The 13,674-nt window shown below is 69.9% G+C and carries 12 protein-coding genes; 2 read left to right on the top strand and 10 right to left on the bottom strand.

Going from position 1 to position 13,674, the window contains the following annotated elements:
- Positions 1-6: 6 nt before the first annotated feature.
- The 4 genes from OG799_RS16100 to OG799_RS16085 are packed head-to-tail and all read right to left on the bottom strand — an operon-like array spanning position 7 to position 4,308.
- Positions 7-363, bottom strand: coding sequence for a DoxX family protein (locus tag OG799_RS16100; protein ID WP_406045842.1), 357 nt, complete (start codon positions 361-363; stop codon positions 7-9).
- Positions 360-2,243 carry an acyl-CoA synthetase gene (locus OG799_RS16095; protein WP_406045841.1) on the bottom strand — a complete coding sequence of 628 codons (1,884 nt, stop codon included), beginning with the start codon at positions 2,241-2,243 and terminating at the stop codon, positions 360-362. Before OG799_RS16095 ends, OG799_RS16100 begins: the two co-directional genes overlap by 4 nt.
- Positions 2,240-3,178, bottom strand: a complete 939-nt coding sequence (locus OG799_RS16090) for a fumarylacetoacetate hydrolase family protein (RefSeq protein WP_406045840.1) — start codon at positions 3,176-3,178, stop codon at positions 2,240-2,242. The genes OG799_RS16095 and OG799_RS16090 overlap by 4 nt, the downstream gene beginning before the upstream one ends.
- Positions 3,175-4,308 carry a VOC family protein gene (locus OG799_RS16085; RefSeq protein WP_406045839.1) on the bottom strand — a complete coding sequence of 378 codons (1,134 nt, stop codon included), beginning with the start codon at positions 4,306-4,308 and terminating at the stop codon, positions 3,175-3,177. The genes OG799_RS16090 and OG799_RS16085 overlap by 4 nt, the downstream gene beginning before the upstream one ends.
- 142 nt (positions 4,309-4,450) lie before the next feature.
- On the opposite strand from OG799_RS16085, the gene OG799_RS16080 reads away from it, so the two are divergent.
- The gene (locus OG799_RS16080; RefSeq protein WP_406045838.1) at positions 4,451-5,098 is read left to right on the top strand and encodes a TetR/AcrR family transcriptional regulator; all 648 of its coding nucleotides are present in this window, start codon (positions 4,451-4,453) and stop codon (positions 5,096-5,098) included.
- A gap of 31 nt (positions 5,099-5,129) precedes the next feature.
- Here OG799_RS16080 and OG799_RS16075 read toward each other — a convergent pair whose 3' ends face one another.
- The 3 genes from OG799_RS16075 to OG799_RS16065 form a co-directional block, all read right to left on the bottom strand.
- Positions 5,130-6,293 (bottom strand): FUSC family protein, encoded by a 1,164-nt coding sequence (locus OG799_RS16075; RefSeq protein ID WP_406045837.1) that lies wholly within the window; start codon positions 6,291-6,293, stop codon positions 5,130-5,132.
- A 227-nt stretch (positions 6,294-6,520) separates the two neighbouring features.
- A complete protein-coding gene (locus OG799_RS16070; RefSeq protein WP_406045836.1) occupies positions 6,521-7,690 on the bottom strand; it encodes a low temperature requirement protein A in 1,170 nt (389 codons plus the stop codon).
- Positions 7,691-8,242: 552 nt separating this feature from the next.
- Positions 8,243-9,451 carry a low temperature requirement protein A gene (locus OG799_RS16065; RefSeq protein WP_406046301.1) on the bottom strand — a complete coding sequence of 403 codons (1,209 nt, stop codon included), beginning with the start codon at positions 9,449-9,451 and terminating at the stop codon, positions 8,243-8,245.
- Between the two features lie 129 nt (positions 9,452-9,580).
- On the opposite strand from OG799_RS16065, the gene OG799_RS16060 reads away from it, so the two are divergent.
- Complete coding sequence (locus OG799_RS16060) at positions 9,581-9,754, top strand: hypothetical protein (RefSeq protein ID WP_406045835.1); 174 nt, start codon at positions 9,581-9,583, stop codon at positions 9,752-9,754.
- Positions 9,755-9,892: 138 nt separating this feature from the next.
- Here OG799_RS16060 and OG799_RS16055 read toward each other — a convergent pair whose 3' ends face one another.
- The 3 genes from OG799_RS16055 to OG799_RS16045 all read right to left on the bottom strand — a co-directional run bounded on the left by OG799_RS16055 (position 9,893) and on the right by OG799_RS16045 (position 13,514).
- On the bottom strand, positions 9,893-11,017 hold the full coding sequence (locus tag OG799_RS16055; protein WP_406045834.1) for an FUSC family protein: 1,125 nt from the start codon (positions 11,015-11,017) through the stop codon (positions 9,893-9,895).
- Between the two features lie 184 nt (positions 11,018-11,201).
- Complete coding sequence (locus tag OG799_RS16050; RefSeq protein WP_406045833.1) at positions 11,202-12,383, bottom strand: AI-2E family transporter; 1,182 nt, start codon at positions 12,381-12,383, stop codon at positions 11,202-11,204.
- Positions 12,384-12,449: 66 nt separating this feature from the next.
- On the bottom strand, positions 12,450-13,514 hold the full coding sequence (locus tag OG799_RS16045) for a patatin-like phospholipase family protein (protein WP_406045832.1): 1,065 nt from the start codon (positions 13,512-13,514) through the stop codon (positions 12,450-12,452).
- Positions 13,515-13,674: the final 160 nt, after the last annotated feature.

The following is a 13,674-nucleotide window of genomic DNA, read 5'->3' as shown; positions in this document are numbered from 1 at the left end:
CCACTGTCATTGTGCCGCCAGCAGCTGAAGAACGAGGTAGGTGGCGACCAGGAGCCCGCAGACGACGGCCGGGCCGTACTTCCGCGGCCCGTCACCCTTACGCAGGTGTACGACGACGGCTCCACCGAGCAGGAGCAGCAGCCCGGCCCCGGCGAGGACGCCGATCAACGGCTGGAACAGGCCGATGAGCAGTCCGATCACCGCGGCGACCTCGAGCAGGCCGATGCGGCGATAGGCGGCGACGGAGAAACCGGCCTTTGCGGCCAGCTCCCGCATCGGTTGCAAGGCCAGCATCTTGGCCGTTCCTAGGGCGAGGAAGACCAGCGCGAGCAGTACCGCGAGGATGGCCGCAGCGAGCGTCATGACACCACCACCAATCGCCATTCAATGGCATACCGGCCCAGGATCGCCTTGACGGCCTCCTCCTGGGCAGAGGGATGAATTTTCACAGTGGCCACGATGGAGCTGCCCTCGATCGCGGCCTCGATGTCCTGTACTCCAGGGATGTGGTCGAGCGCGGGACGGAGTTCCGCGCGGACGGCGTCCTTCCGCAGGGCGAGCTTGTAGAGCTTGCCCACGGCGGTGACGGGCAGTTCGTCGAGGATCGTCACGGTCTTGGGCGCGGCGGTGCGGTCGGGCACCTGGTCGCTCGCCCAGTCGCGCAGGTCGTCCTCCGTCACGATGGCGCCTGGCGCGAGGGTGACGTAGGCGACGGGTACCTCGCCGGCGTGGACGTCGGGGCGCCCGACCGCGCTGGCCGCGGTGACCTGCGGGTGGGCCAGCAGCGTGTCCTCGATGATCGCGGGGTCGATGTTGTGCCCGCCGCGGATGATGAGGTCCTTGGCCCGGCCGGCGAGGTAGACGAAGCCGTCCTCGTCGAGGCGCGCGAGGTCGCCGCTGTCCAGCCAGCCGTCGACCACCTTGCCAAGGCCGTCCAGGACGTGGCCGTTCTCGTCCCGGTCGATGACGTAGCCGGGGAAGACCGTCGGGCCGTTGATGGCCAGCACGCCCGTCTCGCCGACGGGTCGGTCTTCCCACGTGCCGTCCGCGGCGACGACCCGCACCTGCTGGTAGGGCAGGCGCTGCCCGACCGAGCCCGGCCGCGACGCGTCGGGGAAGCTGCGCGCGCTGGCACAGGTCGCCTCGGTCAGCCCGTAGCCCTCGACCAGAATTATCCCGGTGTGGGCCTGGAAGTTGTCCCGGACCGCGGCGGGCAGCGGCGAGGCCCCCACCATCGGAAACCGCAGGCTGCTGATGTTGGCGTCGATCGGAACCTGCGCCAGTACGGCGTACACGGTGGGCACCGCGCTCATGGCGGCGATCCGGTAGTGCTCGACGATCTTCCAGAACGCGCCGAAGAGCGCGGGGTCGCGGTAGCCGAGCGGACCGGCCCACACCACAGCCTGCCCCTTGAACAGCGGCGCGAGCAGGGTGACCACGAGTGCGTTGACGTGGAACAGCGGGAGGGCCGCAAAGACCGCGGTCTCCTCATCGAACAGGGAGCTGGCGGCCAGCATCCACGCGTCGGCGACCTCGTTGGCGTGCGTGTGCGCGGCCAGCTTCGGCGCGCCGGTCGTGCCGCCGGTGTGGAACATCGCGGCCAGGTCGGAGGGCCGGGGCAGGGCACCGTCGAAGGTGGCCGGATTCATGGGCGCCGCGAGCCCGCCGAGGTAGCCGACGCGTACGCCGTCGATGGCCGGCAGCTGCTGGGGCGCGTCCGCCGCCCCGGTGGGCCGGAGCACGAGGATCGCGTCGAGCAGGCCCTCGCGGGCGAGCGCCCGCGCCGTGTCCCACGTGTCGGGCGCGAGCTCGGGTCCAGCCGTGACCAGCACGCGGGCACCGGAGCGCCGGAGGAGCTCGGCGAGGTGCTGCCGCGACAGTCCGCCGCCCAGGGGCGCCGCGATCCCGGCGAGCTGTGCGGCCAGCGTCGCGGTGATCAGCTCGGCGCAGTTGGGCGACATCAGGGCGACCGCGTCACCCCGCCGCACCCCGAGGTCGTGGAACAGGTTCGCGTGCCGGTGGACGTCGGCCAGGAATTCGGCGAAGGTACGGCGCAGCGGCTCACGCCAGCGGGCGGCGTCGGGCAGGACGGTGAGCGCCGTGCGGTCCGGCCAGCGCGTCGCCGCCAGCGACAGCAGCGCGTACGTCGACTCGGGCAGGCCCCGCGCCTCCAGCGGCACGGCCTCGATCGCGGTGAGGTCGGCGGGCGTGGCGTAGTCCGGCCACAGCAGGGGCCCGGTCATTCGGCGTACCTCACGACCGTGCGCTGGCGGCCCAGATCGATGGCGCCGTCGTCGGTGGCGATGGTGGCCTCGACGACGTCGCCATCCTTGAGGTACTTGGGGTTGCGAGCCTGACCCTTGAAGAACATCTTCCACTTCACTGCGGGCGGCAGCAGCGAGGCGACGAACGCGACCGGCTTCGGCGGCGCGCTCAGGGCCGTCCCGACGGGCGTGCCGGTCAGCAGCAGGTCGCCGGGGTCGACCCGCTGGAAGCGGGTCAGCGCCTGCAGCGCCTGGACCGGGAGATAGATCATGTCGGCGGCGGTCATGTTCTGCCGGAGTTCGCCGTTGACCCACAGCTTCAATCGCAGATCGGTGAACCGCTTGAGCTCGTCGGCGTCGAGCAGCACCAGCGCGGGGCCGACCGGGGTGAAGGTCGGGTAGGACTTGGCCTCGTAGAACTGGGTCTTGGGGAGCTGGACGTCGCGGGCCGAGATGTCGTTGGTGACCACGAGGCCCGCGACGTAGTCGGCGAGGTTGTCCGCGGTGACGCTCGTGCCGACGGGCAGCTCGCGGCCGAAGACGAGCCCGATCTCGACTTCGTAGTCCAGCAACGTCACGTGGCCGGGGCGAACCACGTCGGCGAACGGGCCGCTGATCGAGCCCGAGGTCTTGCGGAAGAACGTCAAGGGGACGGTCGTTGGGTTCCCGTTCGTGTCCGTGACATGCGAGACGAAGTTCGTCATCTGGGCGACGACGCGGCAGGGCGCCGTCACCGGGGAGACCAGGTCAAGGTCGTCCACCGGGACGGTGTCGCTGCTCGTCGCGGCCGCGTCGATCGCCGGCCGGTCGGCCAGCAGTTCGGCGGTGGTGGTGGCGCTGGTGTGCACCTTGGCGGCGCCGGTGGGAGTCAGCACCCACCAGGCGTCGGCGGTGCGCAGGACGGAGGTGCTCATGAGGTGAACGCTTTCATCAGGCCGCGGAGGCGGTGGAGGTCGAATTCGTTGTCCTCGCGCAGCGCGCCGATGACCGCGCGCAGCTCGCGAAGCGATTCCCGGCCGGGTCTCATGCCGAGGAAGTCCTTGGTGGCGGGCGGACCCCACTGGGCGAGCCCCGAGGCGGCCATCGGTGCCCAGCCCGGCTCGAGCGTGCAGTCGAACAGGTCGCCATCGGTGAAGTGCTCGACCAGGAAGTCGTCCGGGTCGCGCCAGTAGTCGAAGATCTGGCTGCCCTGGATGTGCCGGCCGATCCCCCAGGACCGCTGGTAGCCCCGGTCGAGCAGGTGCTCGCCTCCGGCGGCGAGCGAGTCGAGGTCGGGGACCTGGTATGCCGAGTGCACGTACCGGTTGGCCGGGCCGAGCGTCATCGCGAGCGTGTGGTGGTCGGTGGCCGTGCTGCCGCGGTCGCAGCGGATGAAGCTCATGACGGGGCCGCGCTCGCGCTGTCCCTGGTGGTAGAGGAAGTCGCTGACGATCAGGCCCAGGTGCTCGAGATACCAGTTGAGCGTCTCCAGGTACCTGGTCGTCTGCAGCACGACGTGACCGAGCCGCTGCACCTTGACCGGCTCCCGCGGCGGCCGCTGGGTGGCGTTCACTCGCGCCACGTCGTGTCCGACGTTGAACGTCAAGGGCTGCTGCGAGGGCAGCGCGGGAAGCTCATGCGTGTCCGCGACCACGCGGACCTGCGCCCCGCTCGGGTCGACCAGATCCACCGTCACCCCGCCGAGGCTCTCCGGCAGGCGCGCCATGGTTCGCCCGGTCGCCTCCGCGAGCCGCAGCACGTCGTTCGGCTCGGCGGCCTTGAAGGCGGGGCCGATGAACCGCGAACGGGCCCCCCGGCGGATGAGCACGCAGGGCGAACCCGGGTCGGTGCCGCGCAGGTGCAGCTCGTCCTGGGTGCGCAGCGACGTCGTGAAGCCGAAGGCCCGGGCGAAGACCTCGGCCCGCTCCAGATCGGGCTTCTGGAACTCCAGCCAGGCCAGGTCGTGCACCTTGACGACCGGGTTGCGCGCCCGCCCCGGGTGCTCGCCCCGCAAGGCACCCTGCTCGCTGTGCAGGCCGGTGTGCGGGTCGTGCCCATCGGTCATGTCCCGCTCCTTTCCAGGTGATGACGAAATCGTCACTTACGAGAGTAGCGTCAGTCAAGGCCTGATGACGATTCCGTCAACTCTGAAGCTCGCCGGGGTTAAAGTGGGTGCAGACCGACCTGGGAGAGGTGATCGAGCAGGCATGGAGCAGAAGATCAGGCACGCCCCGAACCGCCTGGAACGGCGCAAAGCCCGCACCCGCTCGGCGCTCCTCCGCGCTGCCCAGACCTTCCTCGCCGCCGGAAAGCTGAACGTCCCGATTCTCGAACTCACCCAGGCCGCGGACGTGGGTATGGGCTCGTTCTACAACCACTTCGACAGCAGGGAACAGCTCTTCGAGGCCGCGGTGGAAGACGCACTCGACCGCTACGGCGCCCTGCTCGACGAGCTGACCGTCGGCCTGGACGATCCGGCTCACGTCTTCGCGCAGAGCTTCCGGCTGACCGGACGCCTCCACCGCCGGAGTCCCGAACTGAGCAAGGTCCTGCTCAACAACGGCCTGGCCCTGGCCGGCTCAGGCAGGGGGCTCGCGCCGCGGGCCCGGCGCGACATCGAAGACGGGGTCCGCGCCGGCCGGTTCCAGGTGCGCGAGCCCGAATTGGCGATGGTGATCGTGGCCGGAGCCGCGCTGTGCCTCGGCCAACTGCTGCACGACCACCCCGAGCGTGACGACGGCGCAGCCACCGACCAGGTCACGGAGGACGTGCTGCGCATGCTCGGCCTCGCGCCCGACGAGGCCCACGAGATCTGCCAACGCCCGCTGCCCGACCTGAATGGCCGTCGCCCGTAGGCCGATGTTCATCCGCCCGAGCGGGCCGCTCCTAGGAAGTGGCCGCCTCGCGCACCATCCGGTTGGCCGTCTCCGGCTCATACCCGGTCGCCCGGAGCAGGTCACTCGCCATGGTGCGCAGCTGGATCACCACGGCGTCCGAGAAGGGCTTGAGGCCCCTGTGGTACGCCTGGCCGGCCAGGCGCGCCCCGTCCAACACCGCGTTGCGGGTCTGGTCGAACGGCCCACCCGCCCGCGCCTCCCGCCTCAGCAACTGGATCGCCTCGGCGAGCCTATCCACGGCGCCGGGGAGTTCCTCCGGGACCGGCTCGTCGTATTGCAACGTGGTCGCGGCCCAGCGGGCCAGCGCCCGGCACCCGAGGATCACCCGATCGATGTGCTGGACGCCGCGCCGGTAGTGCTTGACATCGATTCGGCGTTGCCAGCGTAGCGGCGCGATCGTCGTTACCTCCTCGGCGCCAGCCACGGCCTCGTGCAGCCGGGCGAGGTCGGGTTCCATCCCGCTCAGCTGGTCCAGCGCCCGTATCGCGCGGTCCGGGTCACGCCGGGCGAGCGCGTGTGCAACCTCTCGAAGCTGCGTGTGGAGGGTCGCGGCGACCGGTGCAACAGCCCGCTCGAGAATGCGCATCGGGTTGATCGGTAGCAGCAACGCCACTACCGCCAGCCCGACGGCGCCGCCCACTCCCGCGTCGACGATCCGCGCCCATTCGAGGCCCTGCTGCACGTGGGAGAACGTGGCGATCAGCACAGCGGTACTGCCCGCCTGAGCGACCAGCGCACCGCTGCGCCCGGTCATCAACAGGGCGACGGCGATGGCCAGCATTACCACCAGGCCGATCTGCCAGGGCCCGAACCCGAAGTAGCGGATGAGAAGATCACTAACGATCAGACCGAGCCCGACGCCGAGCATCATCTCGGCGGTACGTAAGGCGCGCTGCCCGAGGGCGGCGACGATCGTGCCGACGGCCGCGCTGGGCGCGAAGATCGGTGCGGGGCGACCCAGGATGTCGTGCGCCAGCCCCCAGGACAACGTGGCGGCAAGCCCACATTGAGCTGCTACGAACAGAATGATCGTGAACAGGCGCAGCCTCAGCCGGCCTGCTTCGCCACCGTGACGCCGGGCCTTCGCCGCCAGGTCCTTGGCGTGCCCGGCAGCGGCGTTGGGGCGAGACAGGTCTCCCCGCTCAGCAGCCATGGCGGGGGTTACCCCGCCCGGCCCTCACAAACCCGGCGATCCGTTCTCCCTGTCGAGCTTCCTGTCGAGGCGATTCGGTTGCCCCCGCTCCCATGGCTACCCGCTCGGCGAAGCCGGGCAGCTTATGGGCGTTGCGACCCCGCTCAGACCACCCACGATGCCGGCCGCGAGCCGTTGCGGCAGCACCAGGACAGTTGACCGCTGGATCTCTGCCCGCTCGCGATCGTTCAACCGGGTGGTGACGGCTGCTCGGATGGGAATCGTCGGGCACGGACCGCGTCGGCTACGGCGACGCCGGCGAGGATGAGGGCGGCGGTGGTGGCTACCGCGAGCGGCGGCACCGGCCGCATTGCTGGGGTGAGGGCGACCAGGGCGAGTGCGCCGATCACGCGGGGGCGGGACACGCGGCCGAACACCGCGTACTCGAAGGTGGCTCGTCCGGCGAGGAACAGGGCGGGTCCGGCGAGGATGACGGCGATCCAGGCCGGGTCCGGGTGTCCGAGCGGGTGGGTGATGACGAGTTCGTCGCCGACGGCGATGGTGACGATGCCGGCGGCCATGATCACGTGGGCGTAGATCGTCGCGATAGCAACGCGGTTTAGGTTGGTGGTCGCTGCGATGGCGTCGGCCAGCAGTGCTCCGGCGCGGTGGATGTAGATGCGCCACAGCAGTGCCGTGGTGGCGAACGCCACCAGGGCCGCGGCGCTGCGGTCAGCTCCGAACTCGCCTTCGCCGAATGTCACTCCGGTCACCAGGATCGGCTCGCCCAGCGCGACGATGAAAAACTGCTGGAACCGCTCGGCCACGTGCTCTGCGGAGGCCACGACCTCGAATCGACGCGCGCCGCCGCGGCCCAGCCTCGGCGTGGGGAAGCCGAGTGCGATCCCCGCGTACTCCACGCCCGCCGCCGTCAGCCACAGCGCTCCACGCACCCAGCCGGTTAGGAACGCACCCGCGATCCATGGCACCGCAGCCACGCCGACCCAGAACAGTATTCGCACCGCGCTGGGCTGCACCTCGTGGCCACGCAAAAAGAAGATGGCGATAACGAGGCCACCAAGGCGGACGGTGAGGTACGCCCCTATGAAGACCAGGCCCCGCCGACCGAACGCCTCAGGCGTCGCAGCCGCCATCACGAGGGTGCCGAAAATGATCGGCATGGTGAACAGCTGTACCAGCGGATGCTGCGGGTCGAACAGGTCCGTAAACCTCGCCGTAGAGACCCAGACATGCATCATGGCGAACAGCAACACCAGTGTCTGGAACGCGCCAGTCCAGCTCAGATGCTCCAGCAGGTGCTGCGAGAGCCGGACGAAGGCGAGGACGAACACCAGGTCGGAGAAGAGTTCCAGGAATGTCGCCCGCGGCTGCTCGGGTCTTCTCAGCAGTACGGCCAACCTACCCGTCGTCATCAACCGCCAATCTCTGCCGTTTCTGTCCGCCTTAACCGTATTCGTACCACGCGTTGGGCCTCGAACGTTGCGGACATAGACGCCGAGCACAACGACTACCGATCCGGACAGCCCGGCCGAGGCCAAGGGATTAGGTGGTCGGCCGCCTGACCCAGCCACCTGCTAGTAGCCGGTGCCCGAACGGGCACGAGCGCACACGAGCTGTGGCCCACCCCGTGTCACGAGCAGGCGTTTCGGGCATCTCGTGGCGGTGATCCTCGTCCGTCCAAACTGACGCTCCGCGCGCCGCCCAACCCCGAGCAGACCGCATCTAGTCCGCAAGAGGTCGACGGACTGCGGGGGAGTGGTGTGAGATGTCAGGAGGTATTTCCGCTGCTAGACCGCCATGTGCCCAGGTCGGCGGGACGGGCAATTTGATCTCAGAGATCCGCTAGCAGGCTTCGGATGTGTGGCGGAAACGCGATCCGTCATCACGATCACAGCGACCCAAGGCGATCAGAACAGCGGGAAGCCGATCGTCTGCCCGCCCGTGATCGTCTAACCGGGTGGTGACGGCGGCTCGGATGGGCGTCTTCGAGTGCGGGCCACGTCGGATGCGGCGACACCGAACAGAATGAGGGTGGCGACAACGGCCAGGATGAAGACAGCGGTGGTGGCTACCGCCAGCGGCGGCACCAGCGCCATCGCTGGGGTGATGACGAGGAGGGCGAGTGCGCCGATCACGCGGGGGCGGGACACGCGGCCGAACACCGCGTATTCGAAGATGGCTCGTCCGGCGAGGAACAGGGCGGGTCCGCCGAGGATGACGGGTAGCCAGGCCAGGTTCGGGTGTCCGAGCGGGTGGGTGATGACGAGTTCGTCGCCGACGGCGATGGTGATGATGCCGGCGATCATGATCACGTGGGCGTAGACCGTCAGGACACCAACGCGGAGTCGGTTGGGGGCCGCTGTGATGGCGTCGGCTATCAGTGCTCCGGCGCGGTGGATGTAGATGCGCCACAGCAGTGCTGTGGTGGCGAACGCGAGGAGGGTCGCGGCGCTGCGGGCAGCGCCGAACGCGCCGTTCGCGAATGCCAGTCCGGTTACCAGGATCGGCTCGCCGAGGGCGATGATGAAGAACTGCCGGAACCGCTCGGCCACGTGTTCTTCGGAGACCACGACCTCGAGTCGGTGCTCGCCGCTGCGGCCCAGCCGCGGCGTGGGGAAGCCGAGTGCGATCCCCACCAACTCCACGGCCGCCGCCGTTATCCACAATGCTCCCCGCACCCAGCCGGGCAGGAAAGCCCCCGCGATCCAGAGCACCGCGGACACGCCGACCCAGAACAGTAGCCGCACCGCGTTGCGCTGCCCCTCGTGGCCCCGCAACAGAAGGATCGCGACAGCGAAGATACCAAGCCGGACGACGACGTACACACCTGCGAAGACCAGGCCCCGCCGGCCGAACGCATCCGGCGCCGCAGCCGCCAGCACGAGCGTGCCGAACATGATCGACATGACCACCAGCTGGATCAGCGGATGCTGCGGGTCGAACGTGTCCGTAAACCTCGTCGCAGCGATCCAGACAAACAACACGGCGAACAGCAACACCAGTGTCTGGAACGCGCCAGTCCAGCTCAGATGCTTCAGCAGCTCCTGCGAGAGCCGGAAGAACGCCAGGACGAACACCAGGTCCAAGAACAGTTCCAGGAATCCCGCCCGCCCCTGCCCGGGCCTTCGCAGCAGCTTGCTCGCCCTACCCGTGGTCATCGGCCGCCCGTTTCTGCCGTTTCTGCCCGTCTTGACCGTAGTCGTGCCATGCCGTAGGGCCTTGAACGTTGCCGACATGGGCACTGCCCGCAACGACTGCTGTGTGGCCCCAAGTTGCGCCGGCGTGCGGTGCGGCTGTATCGAGAGGCCGACCCCGGGCCGCGGGAGGTCGAAGACCGCGGGCTGCTGTCGGAGATCGTCGACCTCCACGACCGGTCCGGGCAGACGCACGGCAGCGGCGCCCACGCGATGCTGCGTCGGCGCGGCATCCTGCTGTACCACCCCGAGCGTGACGACGCCTAAGCCACCGACCGGGTCACCGAGGACCCGCGTGCTCGGCCTTCCGCCCGACCAGGCCCACGAGATCTGCCAGCGGCCACTGCCCGCCTCGATGGCCGTCCGTAACCGACGTCCACCCAGCCAGGAGGGCCCTCGATCGATCTAGGCGTTGACCGCCTCGCGCACCATACGGTTCGCCGTGTCCGTCTCGTACCCGCTCGCCCGGAGCAGGTCACTCGACGCCGTGCGGAGCTGGATCACCATGGCACTTCCGTACGCTCTCAGGCCTTTTCGGCAGGCCTGGCCGACCAGTCGCGCGACGTCCAGAACCCCGTGGCGGGTCTGCTCCAAGGGCGCAGCCTTTCGTGCCTCCCGCTGCAGCACCTGGACCGTCTCGGCGAGCCTCTCCACGGCGGCGATGAGTTCCTCCGGCACCGGCTCGTCGTACTGCAGCGAGGTTGCCGCCCAGCGGGCTATCTCCCGGCACTCGAGGGCCACCCGATCCATGTACGGGATCGCGCGCCGGTAGCGTTCGACATCGCGGCGCCGCCGCCACCGGACCGGCGAGATCATCGTCACCTCTTCGGCGCCACCCAGGGCCTCGTGCAGCCGGTTGAGGTCGCCGTCCATACCGCGAAGCTGGTCGAGTGCCCGCACCGCGCGGTCCGGGTCCCGCTGTCTCAGCGCGTGTGCGACCTCCCGAAGCTGCGATGTGAGTGTCTCGGTCAGCGGTGCGGCGGCGCGCTGGAGAGTGCGCATCGGGTCGATCGGCACCAGTAACGCGACCACCACCAGCCCGACGACAGCGCCCGACCCGGCTTCGATGAGCCGCTCCCATTCGAGATTGTGCTGGACCGGTGACAGCGTGGCGAGCAGCACGGCGGTACTGCCAGCCTGGGCGACCAGCGCGCCGCTGTGCCCGGTCATCAGCAGGGCGACGGCGATGGCCAGCGCCACCACCACGCCGACCTGCCAGGCCCCGAAGCCGAGGTAACGCAGTAAAAGGTCGCTGATGAGCAGGCCCAGCCCGACGCCCAGCATCAGTTCGGCCGTACGTCGGGCGCGCTGTCCGAGTGCGGCGACGATCGTGCCGACGGCCGCGCTGGGCGCGAAGACCGGCGCGGGACGCCCCGCCACCTCGTGCGCGAGCCCCCAGGCCAGGGTGGCGGCGAGCCCGCACTGGGCCGCGATGACCAGGATGATCTCAACCTGACGCAGCCGCAGTCGGCCGGCCTTACCACCACGGCGTGCAGCCTGCGCCACCATGTCTCTGGCCTGCTCGACCACCTCCTCAGGGCGGGGCAGGGGGCTCCGGTCAGGTGCCATGGCGGGGGTTACCCCGCCCGGCCCGCACAAACCTGCGACCCGTTCTCCTGTCGAGGAGATTCGATTGCACCCGCTCCCGTGGCCATGCGCTCGGCGACGCCGGGCAGGTGAGGGCGACGAGGGCGCACGCCGCCTGTCAGCCCGGTCAGTCGGCGGCCGGTGGCCGGTCCCGCTGACCGGAGTGCCGGCTGTCGGCTGTTCCGCCGTCCCCCGGGTGGTCGCCCGCCGGCTGGTCCGGGCCGCCGCCCCCCTCGCGGTCTGCGGGGCCGGCCTCTGCTGGTACGGAGCCGGCTTGCCGGTTGGCGGGGACGAACTCACGCAGCAGGATCTGCGCGATGCCGGCGACCGGGATGGCCAGCAGGGCTCCCAGGAGGCCGCCCAGCTCCGCGGCGAGCAGCACGCTGACCAGCACGGTCAGTGGGTTCAGTCGGACCGCGTGGGACATGATGACCGGTTGCAGCAGGTGGTTCTCGACCTGCTGGTAGACCACGAAGAAGACCAGCACGACCACCCCGGCGGTGGGCGAGTGCAGGAAGCCCGCGCCGCCCGCGACGATGGCGCCGAGGGTCGCCCCCACCAGCGGGATCAGGTCGGCGATGGCGACCAACAGCGCGATCGCGGCGGCGAACGGCACGCCGGTGAGCGCGAGCACCAGGAAGGTCGCCAGACCACAGATCAGGCTGATCAGGAGGTTTCCGCTCAGGTAGCCGGTGATGGTGCGCGCCGACTCCCGCCCGATGCGGCGCAGCCGCTGCGCCCGGGCGCCACCGGCCAGGGCCAGCGTCCCGGCGGTGATCCGCGGGGCCTGCACCACCATCAGGTACGCCAGCACCACCACCGTCAGCACTCCGGCGACGCCCTGGACCGTCCCACGGACCAGCCCGACCGTCGACCGGCCGAGCTTGCCGCCGAAGCGCTGAAACTGGTCGGCGTGGGCCTCGGCGTACTGCCGCAGGTGGAACCGCTCCAGCAGTTCGCCGACCGGTCCTCGCCCGGCCCGGGCCTCGCGCAACAGGTCCGGCGCCCGGTCGGTGAACCGGGCCAGTTCGTCCAGCAGGGGCACCACGATGAGCACGCCGAGCGCGGCGAGAGCCACGAAGCTGGCCAGGAACACGACCAGCGTGGCCGCCGCCCGACGCCGAACGAGCCGTCGCTGCACCCGATCCACCAGCGGATTCAGGGCCACCGCGAAGAACGCGGCGACCACCACCCACATCAGCACCCGCCGGGTCTCCCACACCAACGCCAGCCCGACCGCAGTGGCGAGGACCAGACCGATGACGATCAGCGTTCGGCGGGCCGTGGACCGGTCGTTGGCGTCGCTCACCGGGCGCGGCTACCCGCTGCGAAGCAAACGAAAACCAGCGGAGTAGTCTCGATCTCTGGGGGCGCGTCAGGCGAACGGGTTTGACGCGAGGGCGTCGAGCGCTGCCCGCCGGCCGACTTCGATCATGTCGGTCGCCCGGTGGAAGTCGTACGTCCGGACGGCGTTCGTCGGTATCTCGATCAGCAGGTCCGGCGGGTAGCCGGCCAACTGGTAGCGGATGAGAAGATCCCGTACGGCCTCCAATGACAGGCTCATGACGTCGGATACGCGAAGGTCGGCGGGGAGTTGGCCATGTGGCCCGTCGTCGGTGGTGATGGTTTCCGCGGAGGCGTCCGCCGCCGGGCTGCCGTCACCAGATGCGCCGCCGCGGGAGATCACCCGGTCGACGAATCCGGCGGGGTCCCGCGGGTGGTCCCGTCCCCCTTGTCCCGGCGGGTCGGCCGATTCCCGGACAGCTGCCCCCGGTTGGGAGTCGGCGCGGGCAGCCTTGAGGGACACGGCGACGACCGCGTCGGCTGGCATGAAGGTGGCGGGCGCCATCGGCAGCGGCTCTATCAGGCCACCGTCGGCGAGGAGCCGGCCGTTGATCATGACCGGCGTGATGGCGGGTGGCAATGCGATGGAGGCGCGCACCGCGACGTCCACCGGGCCGTGCTGAAACCACACGGCTCGGCCGGCCCACAGGTCGGTCGCTACCGCCGTGAAGGGCATGGGCAGTTGTTCGATGCGTACGCCGTCGAGCAGTTCCCTGACCCGGGCCATGAGCTTCTCGGCCCGGAACGCGCCGGGCGCGCCGACGGCCGGATCGAGCAGGCGCAGCACGTCGCGTTGGCCGATCGTGCGCACCCACTCGGCGTAGGCGTCGAGCTTGCCCGCTGCGTACAGCCCCCCGACGAGGGCGCCCATGGAAGAGCCAGCGATCGCAACGATGTCGAACCCACGCTCCTCAAGGACCTGGATCGCCCCGATGTGCGCATAGCCGCGCGCCCCGCCTGCGCCGAGTGCCACCGCGATCCGCACGTCACCACCGTCCACTGCTCCGACCCAGGTTGGGCACGAGGCTTCGATGTCGAGGAGGTCGAGCCGCAGTCCGCTTGGCATTTCGGGCAGGCTCAAGAACACACCCGTCACTGCTGACACTCAATCACGAAATGGAGGTCCGGATATCCGGTCTCGGGACTTCGCTCTCTGTGCGGGCAGCCCTACTGGCCGGCTCCGGCCAGTCGGCCCCTCCCCGGAGGCGCGGTCAGCCGGAGCCAGCCGCAATGGTGCGGGGCGACACGGACGGTCG

The sequence above is a fragment of the Micromonospora sp. NBC_00898 genome, from assembly GCF_045207895.1.
In the GTDB taxonomy this organism is placed as follows: Bacteria; Actinomycetota; Actinomycetes; order Mycobacteriales; family Micromonosporaceae; genus Micromonospora.
The sequence above is the reverse complement of the archived record's forward strand: the minus strand, read 5'-3'. Positions and strand labels throughout refer to the sequence as shown.